Here is a 21,505-nt window from a genome sequence, read left to right as displayed (position 1 = left end):
CCATGCAGCACATGGAGACTGTTTTTCCGGATCAGGACTGGGAGTTCGAAGGCGGCCGTCCGGCCTTTGCCTTGACCACGCGGCGCTCCGTGGACTTCTGCAGGCTTTCCAGAAAGTCGTCGTCGCCGGCTGCCCAGCCCCGCAGGGTGGCTTCGGTCAGAGCCTTCTGATCGGCCGCGCGCACCCCGGCGCGCACCAGTTCGACATACGCCGCCTCGCGCGCGAACGGCGTGTTGCCGAGTTCCCAATACAGCGGATGCGGCGTCAGCAGCTTGTCGTGCCGCAGGCCGGCGTAGTGGCCGTGGCTGGACCACGGGAAGTCGCGCGCGTCGGCCACCATGCCCGCCCGCACCGGGTTGAGGTCGATGTAGGCCATGCAGGTCAGCAGGTAGCGGTCGGTCTGGATCAGCGTCGACCTGTAGCGCCCTTCCCACAGCGTGCCGCTGCGGCCATGGCGGTCGTTGAAGTAGCGCACGTAGCTGCGCCCCACCGACTGCATGAGCTGCGGCAGGCCGGTGGTGCTGTCCGGCGTGGCCAGCAGGTGGAAATGGTTGTCCATCAGCACGTAGGCATGCACCGCGACGCCGAAGCGCGTGGCGTTCTCCGCCAGCAGAGCGAGCAGCTTCTCGTGGTCCGCGCGGTCCATGAAGATCGGCTGGCGGTTGTTGCCGCGCTGGATCACGTGGTGCGGCATGTCGGCCAGCGTGAGGCGCGGAAGACGGGCCATGGATGAATTCGATCCGGCTGACGCGGGTTGCGCGCCCGCGCTCAGGCGAGCCGGAAGCGCGTGTCGCCGAGCTTGTCGAGCCCGAACTGCGCCAGCAGCTCGCGCAGCCGAGCCGCCGCGCTCGCCTTTCGCTGGCCGGTGTAGCGCGCCAGGATCAGCTCGTTCTTCATGCTGTGCTCCCAGCCGACCAGTTCCGTCACCGTGACGCTGTAGCCGTTGGCTTCGAGATACAGGCAGCGCAGCACGTTGGTGAGCTGGCTGCCGATCTCGCGCGTGTGCAGCGGATGGCGCCACAGTTCGGCCAGCGGCGTGCGCGACAGCGCCAGCGCCTTGGTCTCGCGCAGGCAGGCGGCCACCTCGGCCTGGCAGCAGGGCACCAGCACTATGCAGCGCGCCTTCTTGGCCAGGCCGAAGGCGATGGCGTCGTCGGTGGCGGTGTCGCAGGCATGCAGCGCCGTCACCACATCGATCTGCTCCGGCAGCTCGCTCGCCTGGGCCGACTCGGCCACCGTGAGGTTCAGGAACGACATACGCTCGAAGCCCAGGCGCTTTGCGAGCTCGCGCGAACGCTCGACCAGCTCGCCGCGCGTCTCGATGCCGTAGACATGCCCGTCGCCCGATCTCGCCCGGAAGAACAGGTCGTAGATGATGAAGCCCAGGTACGACTTGCCCGCTCCATGGTCGGCCAGCGTGGCGCCCGCGCCCTCTTCCGGCAGCTCGCGCAGCAGCTGCTCGATGAACTGGAACAGGTGGTAGACCTGCTTGAGCTTGCGCCGCGAGTCCTGGTTGAGCCGGCCCTCGCGGGTCAGGATGTGCAGTTCCTTGAGCAGCTCGACCGACTGGCCGGGGCGCAGCACCTCGGCCAGTTCGGCGTCGGCCTTGGCGGCCTTGTTCGTCTTCGGTGCGGTCTTGGTGTTCATGGCTTGGCGCTCCCCGGGCCGACGTCGAGCTTTGCCCAGCCTTCGGCACCCAGCACCTCGAGCCTCTCGATGTTGCGCTCGAAGATCTCCTCCGCCTCCGGAAAGGCCTCGACCGCGCGGCTCACGCTGTCCTCTCGAAGCAGGTGCAGCGTGGGGTACGGCGCGCGATTGGTCGCGTTGCCGATGTCCTCGGCTTCGGTGCCGGCGAACTGGAACCGCGGATGGAAGCTCGCGAGCTGCAGCACACCGTCGAATCCGGCGCGGGCGAGACGGCGTTCGGCGCGCGCCGTGAAGTCGTTGAAATCCAGGAAGTCGGGCAAGGCGTTCGGTGCAATCAGAAGGGTTGTGTCGCGCACTGCGGCGTCCAGCGCCACGAGTTCTTCGGCCTGGGCAAGCAGCGCGTCCATCAGGTCGGGCTCTTCGGCGGGCTCGTACACGGCGTAGTGGATCTGCTCCTTCACGTGCACGGCTTTCGCGAAGGGACACAGGTTGAGGCCGATCACCGCGCGTTCGAGCCAGCGCCGCGTGTCGGCTTCGGCCTGGGGGGCTGCGATTGTCGCCGGTAGCGTCATGCCATCTCCGCAGCGGGGCGAATACGCCCCAGGCGGCGAGCGACCGCCATGCCGACCAGCGAACAGGCCAGCGTGGCCGCCCAGGTCCAGTGCCAGCCGCCGACGCGATGCGCCAGCCACGCCACCGCGGGCGGCGCCAGGAACTGGCCCAGCGCCGAGGCCTGCTGCATGAGCCCGATGGTCGTCGAAACGGTGGCAGGCCCGGGCGCAAGCCTCACGCCCAGCAGGAAGAGCGTGGCGGGCACCATGCCGCCTCCCAGCGAGAAGGCGCAGACGGCGATGTAGCGCAGCACCGGCGGCAGGCCCAGCGCGTCGGCGCCCTGCCCCATCTGCGCGAAAGCGGCCAAGCCCGCCAGCGCCATGGTGAGAAAGCCGAGCTGCAGCAGGCGCTGCGGAGCCACGCCACGCTGCAGCCAGCGTCCGCCGGCGACATTGCCGACGATGTTCATCGCGGCCGCCAGCGCGGTGAGCACCGCGCTCCACGCAGCCGGCACGCCCGCGCCCGCGTAGATGGCCGGCAGGAAGCCGATCACCGCGATCCATTGCGACGAGTACACGGCGAAGCTCAGCGCGACCAGCCAGGGCGCGCGGGCGCCGACGGTGGCGCGCAGCCGTGCCCCCCAACCGCCGGAAGCCGAACCCGTGGCGGCCGGGCGCAGCCGGTCCGCCGGCACCACGAGCCAAAGCCCCAGCGCCGCCACGGCCGACACGGCCGACAGCGCCCACCACCAATCCACCCAGCCGCCCCAGCCGATGAACGCCGGCCCGACCAGCAGGGCCAGGGCCACGCCCAGCGGCATGTAGGCACCCCACAGGCCCAGCACCGCCTTGTCTGCCCCCGCAGGGGTCAGGGCGCGGATCAGCCCGGGCCCGGGCATCACCGCCAGCAGGAAGCCGACGCCTTCCACGGCGCGCAGCACCAACAGCCATTGCACGGCGTGCGCACCGTCGCCACCGAGTCCGGTACCGGCTGCGCCGCCGAGAAGACTGGCAAGCGTCAGCACGATCAGCCCGGTCAACATGCTGCGGCGAAGCCCGATGGTGTCCGCCGCCAGCCCGACCAGCAGCCCCAGCGTCATGCTGGCGACCTGGACCAGCGCGAGCAGGAAACCCGCCTCCACCAGCCCGATGCCGAGCGATGCCTGCAGCGCCGGCACGGCGGGCGGCAGCTTGCCCAGATGCAGGGAGCCGCTGACGCCGCCCAGCAGGACGGCCAGCGCGGCAATCGGAACGCGCGGTTTGCCGGCCTGCCCGCTCATGCGATGGCCCGCCTGCCGGTCAGCCGCTCATGCTCGCGCACGGCGAAGCGGTCGGTCATGCCGGCGATGTAGTCGGCGACGGCACGGGGCCTGTCCTGGCGTTCGCCGTAGGAGGCCGGCATCTCTGCGCCGCGTTCCAGGTAGGCCGCGAACAGCTCCCGCACCACTTCCCGCGCCTGGTCCGTGGTCTGCGTGACCTGCGGGTGCCGGTAGAGGTTGCGGAAGAGAAAGCGCTTCAGGTCTTCCGACTGGGCCTGCATGGTGCTGCTGAACGCCACGACGGGCGGCGCCTTGCGCACGGCATCGGCGTCGGTCGGCGCGAGAGCCTCCAGCGCCGCCAGGGTCGCATCGATCACGTCGTAGACCTGCGCGCTCAGCATGCGCCGGATGGCCTCGTAGAGCACGCGGCGCCCCTGCAGCTGCGGATGCTCGGCCAGCGCCTCGCGGCGATGGCGCTCGAACAGCTCGACATCGGACAGCTGCTCGACCGTGATGAGCCCCGAGCGCACGCCGTCGTCGATGTCGTGGGCGTTGTAGGCGATGGCATCGGCCAGGTTGCACAGCTGCGCCTCCAGCCCCGGCTGGGTGCGGTCGAGAAAGCGCCGCGCCACGCCGTTGGGCTCCGCTGCCTCGAGCCGCTCTGCGTTCGCGCGCGAGCAGTGCTTGAGGATGCCTTCGCGCGTCTCGAAGCTGAGGTTCAGGCCGTCGTACTGCGGATAGCGATGCTCCAGCGCATCGACCACGCGCAGGCTCTGCAGGTTGTGCTCGAAGCCGCCGTGGCCGGCCATGCAGTCGTCGAGCGCGTCCTGGCCGGCGTGACCGAAGGGCGTGTGGCCCAGGTCGTGCGCCAGCGCGATCGCCTCGACCAGGTCCTCGTTGATGCGCAGCGCCCGCGCGATCGAACGGCCCAGCTGGGCGACTTCGAGCGAATGCGTGAGCCGGGTGCGGAAGAGGTCGCCCTCGTGGTTCAGAAAAACCTGCGTCTTGTAGACCAGCCGGCGGAAGGCGGTGGAATGCACGATCCGGTCGCGGTCGCGCTGGAAGGCATCGCGCGTGGGCGCGGGCGGCTCCGCATGCCGACGGCCGCGCGAACGCGCGGGCAGGCAGGCATAGGCCGCGAGGCTCATTGCTGCGCGCAGCTCTGCGCGAGCACTTCGCGCACGAGCGCGTCGGGCGCGCTGCGGACCACCGCGGAGCCGGGCCGGTCGATCACCACGAAGCGGATCTCGCCGGCCTCCGATTTCTTGTCGACGCGCATCAGCTCCAGGTAGCGGTCCGCGCCCAGCGCCGGGCCGACGATCGGCAGGCCGGCCCGGTCGATCAGCCGCGTGAGCCGTTCGACGAAGGCGGCATCGACGCCGCCGAGCCGCTGCGACAGCCGTGCCGCCATGACCATGCCGCAGCCGACGGCCTCGCCATGCAGCCATTCGCCATAGCCGAGCCCCGATTCGATCGCGTGGCCGAAGGTATGGCCGAAATTGAGGATGGCGCGCAGGCCGTTTTCGCGCTCGTCCTGCCCCACCACCAGCGCCTTGATCTCGCAGCTGCGCCTGACGGCATGGGCCAGCGCGGCCGGCTCCCGCGCGACGAGCGCATCGATGTTCGCCTCGATCCAGTCGAGAAAGGCCATGTCGTGGATCGGGCCGTACTTGATGACTTCGGCCAGGCCGGCGCTGAGTTCGCGCGGCGGCAGCGTCTGCAGCGTACCCAGGTCGCAGACCACGAGCTGCGGCTGATAGAACGCGCCGATCATGTTCTTGCCCAGCGGGTGGTTGATGGCCGTCTTGCCGCCCACAGAGGAGTCGACCTGCGCCAGCAGCGTGGTCGGCACCTGCACGAAGGGCACGCCGCGCATGTAGCTGGCGGCCGCGAAGCCGGTCATGTCGCCGACCACGCCGCCGCCGAGCGCGAAAAGCACCGTCTTGCGGTCGCTGCCGCGGCCCAGCAGCTCGTCGAAGATCAGGTTCAGCGTCTGCAGGTTCTTGTAGGCCTCGCCATCGGGCAGCTCGAGCAGGTGGACCGCCCTGAAACGGCCTGCCAGGGCGGATTGCAGCGCCTTGGCATAGAGCGGCGCCACCGTGGTGTTGCTGACGATGAGGGCCGTGGCCGAGGTGGGCACGGCATCGAAGCTCCGCGGGTCGTCCAGCAGGCCGGCGCCGATCAGGATCGGATAGCTGCGGTCGCCGAGCTGGATGTCGACGCGTTCTGGCGGGGCGGAGAGTTCGGACAGGGACATGGGCAGCGAGTTTAGGCGCTGCGCGGCCCGGGGGCTCAGGCGGGGGGATCCTCGGGATGCGCGCCCGGCTCGATGACGCCCGCCAGCTCGAGCTGCATCACGATGATGTTCACCAGCATGGCGATCGTCGGGCGTCCGGTGTCGACCACGTCGTGGGCGGTTTCCCGATAGAACGGGTCGCGCGCGTCATGCAGCTCCCGCAGCCGCCCCAGCGGATCGGCCACCTGGAGCAGGGGGCGCTTGACGTCGTGGCGAAGGCGCCGGAACAGGTCTTCGGGGGAGGAACGCAGGTAAATCACGTGGAAGTGATCGCGCAGCTGCGTGCGGTTGGCTTCCCGCAGCACAGCGCCGCCTCCGGTAGCCAGCACGCCCTGGGCATTGGCCGCGAGGTCGGCGATCACGGTCTGTTCGAGATCGCGGAAGGCGATTTCGCCCTCGCGCTCGAAGTAATCACGGATCGAGCAGCCGATGCGCTGCTCGATCACGTGATCGGTGTCCACGAAAGGAAGGTCCAGCCGCATCCCCAGGCGCCGGCCCACTGCGGATTTTCCGGCGCCGGGCAAGCCGACGAGTGCGACCGCCACGCGGTGGCTGCTACGCCCGCGCGTCAGCGCGCGGCGTTGCGGTCGGTAATCATCTTCGGGGTGATAAAGACGAGCATTTCAGTCTTGTTGGCAACGCGTTCGCGCTTGCGGAACAGTGCTCCCAGATAGGGCACTTCACCCAGCACCGGCACGCGCGATTCGTCATTGGTTTCGGTGAGCTCGAAGATACCACCGATGACGACCGTGCCGCCGTTCTCCACCAGCACCTCGGTCTGCACGTGCTTGGTGTTGATCGCAGGGCCTGCCGAGGTGTTCACGCCGCGGGCGTCCTTGCTCACGTCCAGCGTCAGGATGATGTTGCCTTCCGGCGTGATCTGCGGCGTGACTTCCAGCTTCAGCACCGCCTTGCGGAACGAGATCGAGGTCGCACCGCTGGAGGTGGCCTGCTGGTACGGGATTTCCTCGCCCTGCTCGATCAGCGCCTTGGTCTGGTCGGCCGTGATGACGCGGGGGCTGGACACCAGCTTGCCCTTGCCGTCTGCTTCGAGCGCCGAGATCTCGAGGTTCAGCATGCGCGAGAAGCTCGAATTGAAGAGCGAGATCGCGAAGGTGCCTGCCGCGTTGCCGGTGCCGCCGGCATCGCCTGCGGGAAGGTTGATGAAGTTGGAGTTGGTGAACGTGCTCGTGGCCGTGGTGGCACCGCCATTGGTGCCCGGCGTGGTGATCGGCATGACGCCGAGATTCCCGAACGCCCGGTTTCCGCCGGAAGACGCGAAGCGTTCGCCTGCGATACCGCCGCCCAGACGCACGCCCAGCGACTTGCCGAAGGTGTCCGACGCCTCGACGATGCGGGCCTCGATCAGAACCTGACGCACAGGAACGTCCAGTTTCTGGATCAGCTCTGCCACCTGCGCCAGCCGCGAAGGAACATCCGACACGAAAAGCTGGTTGGTACGCGACTCCGCGATGACGCTGCCGCGCGGGCTCAGGATACGCGTCGTCGTGCCGCCGCCACCGCCACCACCGCCGCCAGCTCCTGTGCCGGTCAGCCCCTGCGCAATGGCGATCGCCTTGGTGTAGTTGAGCTGGAACGACTGGGTGCGCAGCGGCTCCAGATTCTCAATCGCGGCCTTCGCCTCGAACTCGAGCTTTTCCTTGGCGTTGATCTCATCCTTGGGCGCGATCCACAGCACGCTGCCGTTCTTGCGCATGCCCAGGTTCTTCGCCTGCATGATGATGTCGAGCGCCTGATCCCAGGGCACGTCCTTCAGGCGCAGCGTCAGGGCGCCGCTCACCGAATCCGAAGTCACGATGTTGAAGTTCGTGAAGTCGGCGATCACCTGCAGCAGCGAACGGATCTCGATGTTCTGGAAGTTCAGCGACAGCTTCTCGCCGTTGTAGCCCACGCCCTGGGTCAGCTTGGTCGGATCGACCTTGCGGGCACGGACTTCGACCACGAACTGGTTCTCGCTCTGGTAGGCGCTGTGCTCCCAGTCGCCCTTGGCGTCGATCGTCATGCGGACGCGGTCGCCAGTCTGCTGCGAGGTGATCAGCTGTACCGGGGTGCCGAAATCGGCCACGTCGAGGCGGCGGCGCAGGCCCTCGGGCAACGTCGACTTGGTGAATTCCACGACGAGGCTCTTGCCCTGCTGCTTGACGTCGACACCCACCTGGTTGTTGGGAAGATCGACGATGACCCGGCCCGTGCTGTCCGAGCCGAGGCGGAAATCGACGTCCTTCAGCGGCAGCATGTCGCGGTTGCGGTTTTCCGCGAAGGCCGTGCTGGCGGGCGATGCGGCAAGCGCCGGCCCGGCCACCGGGTCCAGCACCACCAGCAGCGACTTGCCCTGGATCTCGGCCTTGTAGGCGGTCGCCTGCTTCAGGTTCAGCACCACGCGGCTGCGTTCACCGGCCTGCACCACGTTCACCGAGCGCAGGTTGCCCTGGTTCACTTCGATGGCGGAACGGCCGATGGCGTTGGTAACGCCCGGGAAGTCGAGCGCGATGCGCGCCGGCGTCTGGACGGTGAATCCGGCGGGCACCGCGGCGAGCGGTTGCGCAAGATCGATGCGGATCACTTCCGAACCGGACTGCGTGGAGCTGGTCACGGCTTCGATGGCATTTTGCGCATGGGCCACGGCCAATGCACCGAAGGCCAGCAGACCCAGGCCGGCAGCGCGCAGCCACTGTGCCATCGTTGATTTCTTATGGTTCATTTCGCACTCTCTTGCAACTGCAGCGTCGCGACGCGTTCGATCCATTCACCGGCGGCGTCCTGCACGATCTCACGCAGGGCGACTTCGGTTTCGTTGATTCGGGTGATACGCCCGTAATTGAGTCCCAGGTATTCGCCGACGCGAACCTTGTAGAGCAGCTTGTCGACACGAACCAGCGCCACCGGCTGGCCGTTGCGGTTCATGCTGCCGACCATGGCCATCGAGTCGAGCGGGAAGGCCTCGAGCGCCTCCTTGCGACGCGCCAGCTCGGGCGCGATCAGCTCGGAAGTGCTCGGCTGGTTCGATTCGCGGCGCAGCGCCTGGGTCAGCTTCAGGATGTTGAAAGGCTCGAAGGCCGAGGCTTCGGTGTATGCCTGCGGGGTGAACTTCTTCGGCTCGGAGATGGGCGGCACCGAGGGCTTCACCTGGGCGCGCTGCTCGGCCATCCACCGTTGCAGGTCTTCCTGGTCGGAATCGCAGGCGCTCAGTGCCGACGCCGCCAGCGTCAGCCACAGTACTTTGGCGACGATCTTCATTTCTTCGCCTTCGGCGCGGAAGCACGCTTCTGCGCGGCCCGCTCGTCGTCATCGAGGTAACGGTAGGTACGCGCGGTGGCATCCATCGTCAGCACGTCCTTGTCCTTTTGCGGGGTGACGGAAATGTTGTTCAGCGTCACGATGCGCGAGAGGCCCGCCACGTCGGCGGCGAAGGCACCCATGTCGTGGTAGCGCCCGGTCACGCGCACGGCGATCGGGAGCTCGGCGTAGTAGTCCTTCACCGACACCTGCCCCGGACGGAACAGTTCGAACTGGAGGCTGCGGCCCAGGCCCGCCTGGTTGATGTCCGACAGCAGGGCGTCCATTTCGGCCTTGCTGGGCAGCTGCTTCTCGAGCAGGGTCACGTACTGCTGCACCTGCTCGCGCTGCTTCTTCAGCAGTTCGAGGTTGGCGGCCTGTGCCACCTTCTTCTGGTAGTCGGTCTTGAGCGCGATCTCCTTGGAGCGTTCGCTCTCGAGCTCGTCGTTCGAATTGGTCAGCCAGGCGAACCAGAGCGCAACGAGTACCAGCGCCGTGACGGCCAGGCAGAGCGCGTAGCGGGGCACTGCCGGCCATGTCGACGGATCGTTCGGATTGAGCCCGCGGAACTGGTCGCCGACGCGCTGCAGCGCAGCGGCGACGTCGACTTTCTGGGAGGGGCGATTGCTTGCCATGATCGGTTACCCCTTGGACTGCGCCGTTGCGGCCAGCGCCTTTTCGGCTGCGGCCTTCTGAGCATCGGTGGGGCGTTTCAGGCCGATGCGCATCGTGAAGTTCGCCACGCGACGCTGGTCGCGCGGATTCAGGTTCACATTCGCCGACGTGATTTCGACCAGCTCGGGCTTCACCAGCCACGGACTGTTGTTGCCCAGGTTGCGCAGCAGTTCCGAGACGCGCTCGTTCGACTGCGCCATGCCTTGCAGCGTGACAGTCTGGTTGTCCTGCTTCATGTTGGTCAGGTAGACGCCGTCGGGCAGTTGCCGGACCAGTTCGTTGAGCAGGTGGACGGGAAGATTGCGGTCGCCCTGCAGGTCTTCGACCGCCTGCTGGCGCGCGCGCAGCGCGGCGATTTCTTCCTGCAGGGTCGAGATTTCCTTGATCTCGACTTCGAGCTTCTTGATCTCGGCCTGGAGAAAGCTGTTCTTCGATTGCTGCGCCGAGATCTGGGCCTCGAACCAGAGGTAGCCCAGGACCGCGATCAGGCCGCCCAGAAGCGCCGCGGCGCCCAGGGTGCCATAGAAGGCCTCGCGCCTGCGCTTGCGTGCAGCTTCGCGGTGCGGAAGCAGGTTGATGAGGATCACTGCAGGAACCTCCGCATGGCCAGCCCGCAGGAGGTCAGATAGGACGGCGCCTCGCGGCGGACCTTCTTCTCCCTGACGTTCGAGCTGATTTCCATCCCTTCGAAGGGATTGAGCAGCGAGCAGGCGAACGACGTCTGCCGCGTGACCGCATTGGTCAGGCCCGGCAGCGAAGCCGATCCACCTGCCAGCAGGACGTAGTCGACGCGGTTGTGCGGCGTGCTGGTGAAGAAGAACTGGAGCGCACGCGCGATTTCCTGCGCGATGCTTTCGACGAAGGGCTTGAGCACGCCGGAGCCGTAGTCGTCGGGCAGATCGCCGCTGCGCTTCTTGGCTTCGGCCTCTTCCGCGGAAAAACCGTACTGGCGCACGATCAGCTGCGTGAGCTGGGCGCCGCCGAAGGCCTGGTCGCGGTCGTACAGCACTTCCTGGTTGCGCAGGACCTGCATGCTGGTGGTGAAGGCACCCACCTCGAACAGCGCCACGATCGAATCGACGCCCTTGCCGGGCAGCTGCTCGATCAGGCGGGCGGTCGCGAGGCGCGAGGCATAGGACTCGACGTCGAGGATCATCGCCTTCAGGCCGGCGGCTTCCGCCAGGCCTTCGCGGTCCTGGACCTTTTCCTTGCGCGATGCGGCGATCAGCACTTCCACGTCGCCGGCCGAAGTGGTGCTCGGCCCTGTCACGCAGAAGTCGAGGCTGACTTCGTCCAGCGAGAACGGGATGTACTGATTGGCCTCGGATTCGACCTGGATCTCGAGCTCCTGCTCGCTCATGCCGCCGGGAAGAATGATCTTCTTGGTGATGACCGCCGAAGGCGGCAGCGCGAGCGCCACGTTGCGGGTGCGCGTGCCGCTCTTGCGGATGACGCGTCGCACGGCTTCGGCCACCTCGTCGAACTTTTCGACGTTTCCGTCGGTGATCCAGCCACGTTCGAGGGGCTCGATGGCGCAGCGCTCCAGGACCAGCTTGCCGCTGGCCTCACGGCCGAGCTCGACCAGCTTGACGCTGGACGAACTTACGTCCAGCCCCAGCAGGGGAGCGTTCTGACGACGAAACAATGATCCAAGAGCAGCCAAGGCAGGTTCCTCTTCCCCTGTATTTGTAACCAATAGAAAAAATTGAATTCGGTTGCATGCTAGCAGCAGGCGTAGCGGCAACCAAGCAACGCCGGAGGGCAAAACCCTGAAGCGTTGTCAAAACCTGACGTCAAAACCGCATTTTGTAACTTTTGAATTAGGGCAATGCAAGCCCCACAAAGATCGGATCGTGTGGAGAGGCCGGCTTTTTATAATGTCGGGTGACTCTGTGCGGCCCCTCATGCAAGAAACTTCCAGCCCCAAAGGGCCAGCCAAGACCCCTCCCCCCACGCGCCCGACCTGGCTGAAATGGCTGTTGCGCTTTTTCTTCTGGTGCTTCGGCATCGCGCTGGCCGGCGTGCTCGCGGTGCTGTGCGTGGTGGCCGTGGCCCTCGCGGTCGCTTATCCGAACCTGCCTGACATCAGCGAACTCTCCGACTACCGGCCCAAGCTGCCGCTGCGGGTGTTCTCGGCCGAAGGCATCCTGATCGGCGAGTTCGGCGAGGAGCGCCGCAACCTCACCCCGATCTCGGCGATTCCGAAGGTCGTGAAGGACGCCGTCCTGGCCGCCGAAGACGCCCGCTTCTACGACCACGGCGGGGTCGACTACAAGGGCATGGTGCGCGCCGGTCTGGCCAACATGAACCGCGTGAAGAGCCAGGGCGCATCCACCATCACCATGCAGGTGGCGCGCAACGTCTACCTGAGCTCCGAGAAAACGCTCACCCGCAAGATCTACGAGGTGCTGCTGACCTTCAAGCTGGAGCACCTGCTCACCAAGGACCAGATCTTCGAGATCTACCTGAACCAGATCTACCTCGGCAACCGCGCCTACGGCTTCGCCGCCGCTTCCGAAGCCTATTTCGGCAAGCCCCTGCAGGAGCTCACCATCGCTCAGGCCGCCATGCTGGCTGGCCTGCCGAAGGCGCCAGGCGCGAACAACCCGGTCAACAACCCGCAGCGCGCGCGCGGCCGCCAGTTCTACGTGATCGACCGCATGCAGGAAGCCGGCTTCATCACCGCCGAGCAGGCCGCGGAAGCCAAGAAGGAAGAGCTGCACCTGCGTGACGCGGCCGACCCGAACCGCCTGCACGCCGAATACGTCGCCGAAACGGTGCGCCAGCTGATGTATGCCCAGTACGGCGACAGCACCTACACGCGCGGCCTGAAGGTCTACACCTCGCTGGTCGCTGCCGACCAGGCCGCGGCCTACAAGTCGCTGCGCAAGGGCATCATGGATTACGAGCGCCGCCAGATCTACCGCGGCCCCGAGAAGTTCGTCGACCTGCCGAACGACCCCAAGGACCTCGACGAAGCGGTCGACGATGCGCTCAGCGACCACCCCGACAACGGCGACGTGATGGCGGCAGTGGTGCTCAAGGCCACGCCCAAGCAGATCGACGCCGTGCGCGGCAACGGCGACCCGGTGCAGATCACCGGCGACGGCCTCAAGCCCGCGCAGTCCGGCCTCTCCGACAAGGCCCCGCCGAACATCAAGATCCGCCGCGGCGCGGTCATCCGCGTGGTGAAGACGCCCAAGAACACCTGGGAGATCACGCAACTGCCCGAGGTCGAGGGCGCTTTCGTCGCCATGGACCCGCGCGATGGCGCCATCAAGGCGCTGGTGGGCGGCTTCGACTTCGGCAAGAACAAGTTCAACCATGTGACGCAGGCATGGCGCCAGCCGGGGTCGAGCTTCAAGCCGTTCATCTATTCCGCGGCGCTCGAAAAGGGCTTCACGCCGGCAACGGTCATCAACGACGGCCCGCTCTTCTTCGACGCCGGCACCACCGGCGGCCAGCCCTGGGAGCCCAAGAACTACGGCGGCGGCTACGACGGCCCGATGTCGATGCGCACCGCGCTGATGAAGTCGAAGAACCTCGTGTCGATCCGCATCCTGCAGTCCATCGGCACGCGCTACGCGCAGGAGTGGATCACCAACTTCGGCTTCGACAAGGAAAAGCACCCGGCCTACCTGCCGATGGCGCTGGGCGCGGGCTCGGTCACGCCGATGCAGATGGCGGTGGGCTATTCGGTGTTCGCCAATGGCGGCTATCGCGTCAATCCGTACCTCGTGACCCGCATCACCGACCACAAGGACAAGGTGCTGGTCGACAAGCAGCCTCCCCTGCTGAACGAATCGCTGCGCGTCATTCCGCAGCGCAACGCCTTCATCATGGACACGCTGCTGAACTCCGTGGCCCGTGGCGGCACCGCCGCGAAGGCGCAGGCGATGCTCAAGCGTCCCGACCTGTACGGCAAGACCGGCACCACCAACGACTCGCTGGACGCATGGTTCGCCGGCTTCCAGCCCACCATGACGGCCATCTCGTGGATCGGCTACGACACGCCGCGCAACCTGGGCGACCGCGAGACCGGCGGCGGCCTGAGCCTGCCGATCTGGATCACCTACATGGAAACCGCCATCAAGGGCGTGCCGGTGACCGAGCTGTCGGCCAACCCGCCCGCGGGCATCGTGAACGTCGGCGGCGAGTGGTACTACGACGACTACGCGCCGGGACGCGGCGTTGCGAGCCTGGGCGTGGAATCCGCGCCCGTGGCGCCGGTGGAGGCCCTGACCGGCGCCCCTGTGAGCGCGCCGGCCCCGCCCGAGGAGCGCAACCGCATCCTCGACCTGTTCCGCAACTGAAGACGGCGGACGCGAGCAAAGAAAAGGATCAGGCGGCCGCGAAGGTCAGCTGCTGCCCGGCCTGAAGAGTCGCTTCGCGCGAGAGGTTTCCGAAGAACTCCTCGCCGGTCTTGGTGTCGACCCAGGCCTTGCCGTCATGGCGGTAGTGGTAACCGCCGGAACGCGCGGCGAGCCAGATTTCCTGCAGGGGCTTCTGCAGGTTCACGATCAGCTGGCTGCCGTTGCGGAATGAAATCGTGATCATCCCGCCCACCCTCTGGTTGTCGATGTCCGCGTCGGTCGTTTCGTTGATGCGATCGCAGCCCAGCTCGATGGCTGCAAGGGCAGCCTCGGCGCGATCCATGTACTCGGTGTCGGTCATTACAATTTCGCCATGTTGAACGTTCACCAAATTCTAGTGAGCGCCCGCGTCCGCGCTGCGCTCATGGTCTGCCTCGCCGTGGGCGCCGCCGGGCTCGTTGCGGCCTGCGGGCAGCGCGGTCCGCTGTACCTGCCGACCGATCCTGCCGCTGCCGGGCGCGCCACGCTGCCGGAGCTCATGACGCCCGAGAGCCTGCGGCCTTCGTCGTCAACCACCTCCTCCACACCTTCCAACCAGGCTGCGCCCGCGCCGGCCGCAGCCGCCAGCGCACCGGCGGGTAACAGCAACAACACCGGCACGGAGCAACGCAAGTGAGCGCAACCGCCAACTCCCTGCCCGGCCAGCCGCACATCGCGGAGCGCGATGGCGCGCTGCACGTCGAAGGCGTGGCGCTCGATGCGCTGGCCCGCGAACATGGCACCCCCCTCTTCGTCTACTCGCAGCAATGGATGCTGGACGCGCTGGCCGCCTACCAGCGCGGCTTCGAAGGACGCGACGCCCTCATCTGCTATGCGATGAAGGCCAACTCCTCGCTCGGCGTGCTGCGCGTGTTCGCGGAAGCCGGCTGCGGCTTCGACATCGTCTCCGGCGGCGAGCTGTCGCGCGTGCTGGCGGTCGGTGCCGATCCTAAGAAGATCATCTTCTCGGGCGTGGGCAAGACCCGCGCCGAAATGCGCCAGGCCCTTGCCGCCGGCATCGCCTGCTTCAACGTGGAGAGCGAAGCCGAACTCGACGTGCTCAACGAGGTGGCGGTGGCCGAAGGCAAGCGCGCGCCGATCAGCATCCGGATCAATCCGAACGTCGACCCGAAGACGCATCCCTACATTTCCACCGGCCTGAAGGGCAACAAGTTCGGCATTGCGCACGACCGCGCCGTCGAGGCTTACAAGCATGCCGCGCGCCTGCCGGGGCTGGAGGTGGTGGGCATCGACTGCCACATCGGCTCGCAGATCACCGAAGCCTCGCCCTACCTCGACGCCTGCGACCGCGTGCTCGACCTGGTGGAGGCCATCGAGGCGGCCGGCGTGCCGATCCATCACCTCGACTTCGGCGGCGGCCTGGGCATTGACTACAACGGCGAAGTGCCACCCAAGGCCGATGCGCTGTGGCAGCAGCTGCTCGCCAAGCTCGACGCGCGCGGCTTCGGCAAGCGCAAGCTGGTGATCGAGCCGGGCCGTTCGCTGGTCGGCAACGCCGGCGTGTGCGTTACCGAAGTGCTCTACACCAAGCCCGGCGAGGACAAGAACTTCTGCATCGTCGACGCGGCCATGAACGACCTGCCCCGCCCCGCGATGTACCAGGCCTTCCAGCGCATCGTGCCGGTGCGTGCCCGCACCGGCGATGCCACGACCTACGACGTGGTCGGCCCGGTCTGCGAAAGCGGCGACTGGCTCGGCCGCGACCGCGCGCTCAACGTGCTGTCGGGCGACCTGCTGGCCGTGCTGTCGGCGGGCGCGTACTGCATGAGCATGTCCAGCAACTACAACACGCGCGGCCGCGCCGCCGAAGTGCTGGTGAGCGGCGCGAGCGCAAAGCTGATCCGCCGGCGCGAGACGATGGAAGACCAGCTGCGCAGTGAGATCGACGGCTGATCGCCTTTTCCCGCATCAGCCGGTGCGCACCGCACCTGCTGATGCCGGCTTTCCCTTGCCGCGCTTGCTCGCGAAGTAGTTCCACACGCGCCAGGCGAGCAGCACCGCGATGATCGCGGCATAGACGAACACTTCCGCGAAGTTGTTCTTGCCCGCGCGCATCCAGAAGAAGTGCAGCAGGCCCAGCCCCGCGATCAGGTAGACCAGCTTGTGCAGCATCTGCCAGCGCTTCGCGCCCATCGCCTTGATCGCGCGGTTGAACGACGTGGCCGCCAGCGGCGTCAGCAGCACGAAGGCCGAGAAGCCCACCAGGATGAACGGCCGCTTGGCGATGTCCTTGGCGATGTCGGCCCACTCGAAGCCCATGTCGAACCAGCTGTAGCAAAGCAGGTGCAGCACCACGTAGAAGTACGCGAACAGGCCCAGCATGCGGCGGTAGCGCGCGAGCGCGTTCCACTTGCTCATCACGCGCAGCGGCGTCACCGCCAGCACGATGCAGATGAAGCGCAGCGTCCAGTCGCCGGTGGCGCGGATCAGGAACTCGGCGGGGTTGGCACCCAGCCCGTCCGTGAACGCACCATAGGCCAGCCGCGCGAAAGGCAGCAGGCACAGCAGGAAGACGACCGGCTTGGTCGCAGGATGCATGAGCAGCTTGTTCACAAGACACTCCATGAAAAAAGAGACGTCGCACCTTCGAGAAACACCGCGGAACCGGCTTTGCCGGGCCGCAGGTGTTGCCCCCGGTAGGGGGAAGGCGCGCGCGACACGAAGTGCGCGCAGCCTGGGGGCGAGCCCCATTTCAGTAGTTCTTCTTGAGGTCCATGCCCGCATAAAGCTGGCCGACCTGCGCTTCATAGCCGTTGAACATCTCCGTCTTGCGCCGCTTGGCGAACAGCCCGCCGCCGTCGCCGATGCGGCGTTCGGTGGCCTGGCTCCAGCGCGGGTGGTCGACGTTGGGGTTCACGTTCGAATAAAAGCCGTACTCGTTGGCCGCGGCCTTGTTCCAGGCGGTGCTCGGCTCCTTCTCGACGAAGCGGATCTTCACGATCGACTTGGCCGACTTGAAGCCGTACTTCCACGGCACCACCAGCCGCACCGGCGCGCCGTTCTGGTTGGGCAGCACCTCGCCGTACATGCCGAAGGCCAGCAGCGTGAGCGGATGCATCGCCTCGTCCATGCGCAGGCCCTCGGTGTAGGGCCAGTCGAGCACGCGCGAGCCCACGAAGGGCATGGTCTTGGGGTCGGCCAGGGTCACGAACTCGACGAACTTGGCGTTGCCCTGCGGCTCGACCTTCTTGATGAGCTCGGCCAGCGAGTAGCCGACCCACGGAATGACCATCGACCAGCCCTCGACGCAGCGCAGGCGGTAGATGCGCTCTTCCTGCGCGCTGAGCTTGAGCAGGTCCTCGATGCCGTACTTGCCCGGTTTCTTGACCAGCCCTTCCACCTCCACCGTCCACGGCCGCGTCTTCAGCGTGCCGGCGTTCTTGGCAGGGTCTGCCTTGTCGGTGCCGAACTCGTAGAAGTTGTTGTAGGTGGAAGCGTCCTTGTAGTCGGTGACCTTTTCCATCGAGACGGCGCCAGGAACCGCCGATTTCGCGCCGGGCAGCGGCGCCAGTTTGTTGGGGCGCTCGACCTGGGCCAGGGCTTCACGCGACGCGAACGCCGCCAGCGCGGCTCCCGCAGCGCCGCCGGCCATGAGCTTCAGCATGTCGCGGCGGCCTTCGTAGACCCCCCGGGGCGTGATCTCGCTGGACAGCGGATGGATGAAACCGTTGCCGCCACTGTTGCTGCTGCGGCGGATCGGACGGGATTGGAACGACATGACGGGCCTTTCGCGGAATCGTTGTGCTCAGGGTAGTTCGTGGCCGACCCTGATCCGGTTACGCGCCGCCGAGGCGCGCGGTTTCAATAATTCTTCGCGAAAGCCCGCAGACCTGCATTCACAGGGTGCCGTAGCTGTGCAACCCGCTCAGGAACATGTTCACGCCCAGGAAGGCGAAGGTCGTGACCGCCAGCCCGCCCAGCGCCCACCAGGCCGCCACGGTGCCGCGCAGGCCCTTCACCAGCCGCATGTGCAGCCAGGCCGCGTAGTTGAGCCAGACGATCAGCGCCCAGGTCTCCTTCGGGTCCCAGCTCCAGTAGCCGCCCCAGGCGTCGGCCGCCCACAGGGCACCCAGCACGGTGGCGATGGTGAAGAAGGCGAAGCCGACGGTGATCGACTTGTACATGACGTCGTCGAGCACCTCGTTGGCCGGCAGGCGCGCGGCGATGCGCTTGCGGCCCAGCAGGATGCCCGCGGCGATCAGCGCCGAGATACCCGCATAGATCACCCAGTAGCTGCCGCCGGCCTCCTGCACGCGCTGGCGGAACGCCACCGGCACGAAGCACAGCGCCACGCCCAGCAGCCAGATCGGCGTGAGCTTGTACCAGCGCTTCTCGTCCGCCTGTTCCTTGATGAGGTAGGCGAAGGCGACCATGGCTGCGAGCGCGAAGGTGCCGTAGCCGATGAAGTTGGCCGGCACGTGCAGCTTCATCCACCAGCTCTGCAGCGCGGGCACCAGCGGCTGGATCTCGTGCGCCTCGCGCACGATCGTGTACCAGAGCAGAAAGCCCACCGCCGCGCTGACCACCAGCATCACGAAGGCGCCGAGCGCACGCGTGCCGTAGCGTTCCTCGAAGTACAGGTAGAAGGCCGCCGTCAGCCAGCAGAACAGCACGAACACCTCGTACAGGTTGCTCACGGGGATGTGGCCGATGTCCGGGCCGAGCTGGTGGCTTTCGTACCAGCGAACCATGGTGCCGATCAGCGCCATCGTCACCGCCGCCCACGCCAGGCGCGAGCCGATAGCATCGAAGGTGTCCGCCTGCTTTCCGCCGAAGAAGCCCAGCCAGTAGAACAGTGTGCTCATGAAGAAAAGCACGCTCATCCAGAGGATGGCCGACTGGCTCGACAGGAAATATTTGAGCCAGAACACCGTGTCGGCGCGCGCCAGGTCGCCCTGGTACGAGGCGATGGCCAGCAGCGAGGCCGCAGCCACCACGATCGCCAGCACCCGCAGCGGCCGCCAGAACCAGCCGATGGCGATGGTCGCGATCACCGCCGCGATGAGGATCGGCTTCTCGTAGTAATCCATCGACCCCGCATAGCGCGTGAAGGCGAAGAGCCCGCCGGCCACCACCAGCGCCGCGAACACCCAGTCGAACAGGTTGCGGCGCGAGAGCCAGCTTTCATTGAGCGTGAGGGTCGTGGTGTTCATGTCGTCTCGTGGTCTTATGCGTTCAGAGCGAGCAGCTTGCGTTTGAGATGCTCGAATTCGCGGTCGCTGTCGATGGTCTTGCGATTCACCGAGAAAGCCATCGTGGCCGCCGTCGTCGGGGGTGCGTCGCCTTCGGAAGCCGTGCCGTCGGGTGCCAGCCACACCCACAGGCGGCGCTCGCGCACGTACAGCATGGCAAAAATGCCGACGATCAGCAACAGGCAGCCCAGGTAGACGATGTTCTTGCCGGGGGCGCGCGCCACCTGGAACACGCTGGCCTGAACCTGGGTGAAGTCGGTCATCATCATCGCGACCGGGGCCGGGTAGAAGTGCGCGTCGCTGATGGCCAGCACGGATTGCGTCAGGTAGGCCTGCGATTTCTCGTCGTTGGGCAGCGCGGCCAGGCCGGCGCCCTCGCGGCTCAGGTTGAGCACCTCGAACAGCACGTCGTTGAGTATGCGCACCAGCACGCCGCCGGCGCGCTCGCGCTCGGCCTCGGGCACGTTGGTTTCCATGAACTCGGCAATCGCCTGCCAGCCGCCCGCGGTGGTGGCGTCGGCCTTGGCGCGCTCGCTGCCCGCGAAAAGCGCCAGCGCGCGCGTGGCCGACACGCGCAGCTGCTCGGCCATTTCCGGACGCTTGGGATCGGTGGCCTTGGCGATGTAGCGCTCGACGGCGCGCTCGCGCGTGGCGGCATCGCCGAGCGCGGCGCGCATGCGCACGAAGCCGTCCATGGAGCCCTGCTCGTCGGCCGGCACGCGCAGGTAGCGGAATGGCTCCTCGGGCTTCTCGCGCATGCCCAGCAGGAACACCGGCTGGCCGTCGCCGGTGTCGACCGGCACCATGTAGTTCTGGTATTCGCGCGCCTGGCCGGCAGCGTCGCGCAGCTTGTAACCGATGCTCGGGCCGATGTTGCGCAGCACCTTCGGCTTGTTGGTCTTGTTGGCGGCACCCAGGCGCGATTCGATGTCGTGGCGCAGGTCGACCTTTCGCACGTCGGCGCCGCTGCCCATGGCGTTGGCGTCGGCGAAGTTCTCGACGTTGATCACGCGCAGCGCGGCGTATTCGAGCGTGAGCTTGTCCTTGCCATTGGTGATCTCGGTACTCGGGCCACCGATGACGCCCTCCACCTCGAAGGGCTTGGCCGCGGCAGCCATCGGCACGGCCTTGAGCTTCACCTTGGAGCCGCCGTCATCGAAGCTCGACTGGTAGATCTCCACGCCCTTGTAGCTGGCCGGGTGGTTGACCTCGATGCGCGCGGGCACCTGCTCGCCGGTCTCGCGGTCGTGCAGCACGACTTCGCTCGCGAAGAGCTTGGGCATGCCGGTCGAGTAGTAGTCGACGATGAACTTCTTCAGCTCTATGGAGAACGGCAGCTCCTGCAGCAGCACGCCGTCGGACTGGTTCAGGATGGCCACGCTGCCCTGCCCGCCCTCGGGCACGAGGATGTTGCCGCGGAAGGTCGGGTTGCTCGCCGACAGCCGGTGCTGGGGCGGCACGTCGGCGATCATGCCGCCGCCGGTGAACACGCTCTTGCCGTTGAACCAGGTCTGCGCGCGCACCACCAGGTCGCCGTCGAACAGGCCGCCGATGCACACCAGCACGATCGCGCTGTGGGCCGCGATGTAGCCGAGCTTGTGGGCGCCGCCGGCGCGCGCCGCGACCATCCAGCCCGCGTCGTTCTTGCCATTGGCGCTGGCCTCGCGCCGCTGCAGCTTGACCTTCCATCCCCCGCTCACCAGCAATTGCCCGATGCGGTTGGCCGCTGCCTCGGGGGCTTCACCCAGTTTGCTCTCCGCACGCTGGCCGAAAGCCTTCAGGCTCTGCGCGCGGATGTCTTCCTTGAAGGTCTTGAGGTCGACCAGGATGCGCGGCGTGTTGCGCACGATGCACAGCGTGGTGCTGACCACCAGGAACAGCAGGATCAGCAGGAACCACCAGGCGCTGTAGATGGAGTCGAGCCGCGCCGCGCGGAACAGCTCGGCCCAGAAAGGCCCGAACTGGTTGATGTAGTTGTTGATCGGCTCGTGCTGCTTGAGCACCGTGCCGATGATCGACGCAATGCAGATGATGGTGAGCAGCGCGATCGCGAAACGCATCGACGACAGCAGCTCCACCGCGGCGCGAAGCACCTGCGGGCCGCGATGAACGCGAAGGCCATGGGTGGAGACGGACATCGGGCGAAGGTAGGAAGGAAGAGAAGGAGAAAAACAAAAAAGGGCGGGCCATCCTGCTGGATCGGCCCGCCCTTTGT

Annotated in this window: 20 protein-coding genes; 3 read left to right on the top strand and 17 right to left on the bottom strand. The window is 66.8% G+C overall.

What is annotated here, in order from left to right:
* Positions 1-31 precede the first annotated feature (31 nt).
* Genes FHT32_RS28570 through FHT32_RS28515 form a run of 12 tightly spaced genes read right to left on the bottom strand, consistent with a single transcriptional unit; the run spans position 32 to position 11,388 of the window.
* Positions 32-727 (bottom strand): transposase, encoded by a 696-nt coding sequence (locus tag FHT32_RS28570; protein WP_176667947.1) that lies wholly within the window; start codon positions 725-727, stop codon positions 32-34.
* 41 nt (positions 728-768) lie between these two features.
* Complete coding sequence (locus tag FHT32_RS28565) at positions 769-1,647, bottom strand: SAM-dependent methyltransferase (protein ID WP_176667946.1); 879 nt, start codon at positions 1,645-1,647, stop codon at positions 769-771.
* Positions 1,644-2,219, bottom strand: coding sequence for a DUF1415 domain-containing protein (locus tag FHT32_RS28560; protein ID WP_176667945.1), 576 nt, complete (start codon positions 2,217-2,219; stop codon positions 1,644-1,646). Before FHT32_RS28560 ends, FHT32_RS28565 begins: the two co-directional genes overlap by 4 nt.
* The gene (locus tag FHT32_RS28555; RefSeq protein ID WP_176667944.1) at positions 2,216-3,478 is read right to left on the bottom strand and encodes a CynX/NimT family MFS transporter; all 1,263 of its coding nucleotides are present in this window, start codon (positions 3,476-3,478) and stop codon (positions 2,216-2,218) included. The genes FHT32_RS28560 and FHT32_RS28555 overlap by 4 nt, the downstream gene beginning before the upstream one ends.
* Positions 3,475-4,605, bottom strand: coding sequence for a deoxyguanosinetriphosphate triphosphohydrolase (locus FHT32_RS28550; protein ID WP_176667943.1), 1,131 nt, complete (start codon positions 4,603-4,605; stop codon positions 3,475-3,477). The genes FHT32_RS28555 and FHT32_RS28550 overlap by 4 nt, the downstream gene beginning before the upstream one ends.
* Positions 4,602-5,714, bottom strand: coding sequence for a 3-dehydroquinate synthase (aroB, locus tag FHT32_RS28545; protein ID WP_176667942.1), 1,113 nt, complete (start codon positions 5,712-5,714; stop codon positions 4,602-4,604). Before aroB ends, FHT32_RS28550 begins: the two co-directional genes overlap by 4 nt.
* Before the next feature lie 35 nt (positions 5,715-5,749).
* The gene (locus FHT32_RS28540; RefSeq protein WP_176667941.1) at positions 5,750-6,298 is read right to left on the bottom strand and encodes a shikimate kinase; all 549 of its coding nucleotides are present in this window, start codon (positions 6,296-6,298) and stop codon (positions 5,750-5,752) included.
* A gap of 23 nt (positions 6,299-6,321) precedes the next feature.
* Positions 6,322-8,475: a type IV pilus secretin PilQ gene (gene pilQ, locus FHT32_RS28535; RefSeq protein ID WP_176667940.1), complete on the bottom strand. Its 2,154-nt coding sequence runs from the start codon at positions 8,473-8,475 to the stop codon at positions 6,322-6,324.
* Positions 8,472-9,011: a pilus assembly protein PilP gene (locus FHT32_RS28530; protein WP_093196402.1), complete on the bottom strand. Its 540-nt coding sequence runs from the start codon at positions 9,009-9,011 to the stop codon at positions 8,472-8,474. Before FHT32_RS28530 ends, pilQ begins: the two co-directional genes overlap by 4 nt.
* Positions 9,008-9,685, bottom strand: a complete 678-nt coding sequence (locus FHT32_RS28525; RefSeq protein ID WP_176667939.1) for a type 4a pilus biogenesis protein PilO — start codon at positions 9,683-9,685, stop codon at positions 9,008-9,010. Before FHT32_RS28525 ends, FHT32_RS28530 begins: the two co-directional genes overlap by 4 nt.
* A gap of 6 nt (positions 9,686-9,691) precedes the next feature.
* Positions 9,692-10,312 (bottom strand): PilN domain-containing protein, encoded by a 621-nt coding sequence (locus tag FHT32_RS28520; protein ID WP_176667938.1) that lies wholly within the window; start codon positions 10,310-10,312, stop codon positions 9,692-9,694.
* Positions 10,309-11,388, bottom strand: a complete 1,080-nt coding sequence (locus tag FHT32_RS28515; protein WP_093196407.1) for a pilus assembly protein PilM — start codon at positions 11,386-11,388, stop codon at positions 10,309-10,311. The genes FHT32_RS28520 and FHT32_RS28515 overlap by 4 nt, the downstream gene beginning before the upstream one ends.
* A 241-nt stretch (positions 11,389-11,629) precedes the next feature.
* Here FHT32_RS28515 and FHT32_RS28510 point away from each other — a divergent pair, with 241 nt between their 5' ends.
* Positions 11,630-14,038 carry a penicillin-binding protein 1A gene (locus FHT32_RS28510; protein ID WP_176667937.1) on the top strand — a complete coding sequence of 803 codons (2,409 nt, stop codon included), beginning with the start codon at positions 11,630-11,632 and terminating at the stop codon, positions 14,036-14,038.
* Between the two features lie 28 nt (positions 14,039-14,066).
* On the opposite strand, the gene cyaY is transcribed toward FHT32_RS28510, so the two are convergent.
* Positions 14,067-14,399 (bottom strand): iron donor protein CyaY, encoded by a 333-nt coding sequence (gene cyaY / locus FHT32_RS28505; RefSeq protein WP_176667936.1) that lies wholly within the window; start codon positions 14,397-14,399, stop codon positions 14,067-14,069.
* 12 nt (positions 14,400-14,411) lie between these two features.
* On the opposite strand from cyaY, the gene FHT32_RS28500 reads away from it, so the two are divergent.
* Together FHT32_RS28500 and lysA are read left to right on the top strand one after the other, a co-directional pair.
* Entirely contained in the window at positions 14,412-14,714 is a 303-nt protein-coding gene (locus FHT32_RS28500) for a lipoprotein (RefSeq protein WP_176667935.1), read from the top strand.
* Entirely contained in the window at positions 14,711-15,991 is a 1,281-nt protein-coding gene (lysA, locus tag FHT32_RS28495; protein ID WP_176667934.1) for a diaminopimelate decarboxylase, read from the top strand. Before FHT32_RS28500 ends, lysA begins: the two co-directional genes overlap by 4 nt.
* A gap of 15 nt (positions 15,992-16,006) precedes the next feature.
* Here lysA and FHT32_RS28490 read toward each other — a convergent pair whose 3' ends face one another.
* The 4 genes from FHT32_RS28490 to FHT32_RS28475 form a co-directional block, all read right to left on the bottom strand.
* Positions 16,007-16,651 carry a protein-methionine-sulfoxide reductase heme-binding subunit MsrQ gene (locus FHT32_RS28490; RefSeq protein ID WP_176667933.1) on the bottom strand — a complete coding sequence of 215 codons (645 nt, stop codon included), beginning with the start codon at positions 16,649-16,651 and terminating at the stop codon, positions 16,007-16,009.
* A 139-nt stretch (positions 16,652-16,790) separates the two neighbouring features.
* On the bottom strand, positions 16,791-17,816 hold the full coding sequence (gene msrP, locus FHT32_RS28485; RefSeq protein ID WP_176667932.1) for a protein-methionine-sulfoxide reductase catalytic subunit MsrP: 1,026 nt from the start codon (positions 17,814-17,816) through the stop codon (positions 16,791-16,793).
* Positions 17,817-17,934: 118 nt separating this feature from the next.
* Positions 17,935-19,251, bottom strand: a complete 1,317-nt coding sequence (ccsB, locus tag FHT32_RS28480; protein ID WP_176667931.1) for a c-type cytochrome biogenesis protein CcsB — start codon at positions 19,249-19,251, stop codon at positions 17,935-17,937.
* Between the two features lie 14 nt (positions 19,252-19,265).
* Positions 19,266-21,428, bottom strand: a complete 2,163-nt coding sequence (locus FHT32_RS28475; RefSeq protein WP_176667930.1) for a cytochrome c biogenesis protein ResB — start codon at positions 21,426-21,428, stop codon at positions 19,266-19,268.
* Positions 21,429-21,505 lie beyond the last annotated feature (77 nt).

This window comes from Variovorax sp. SG517 (assembly GCF_013376045.1).
Classification (GTDB): Bacteria; Pseudomonadota; Gammaproteobacteria; order Burkholderiales; family Burkholderiaceae_C; genus Variovorax.
The sequence above is the reverse complement of the archived record's forward strand: the minus strand, read 5'-3'. Positions and strand labels throughout refer to the sequence as shown.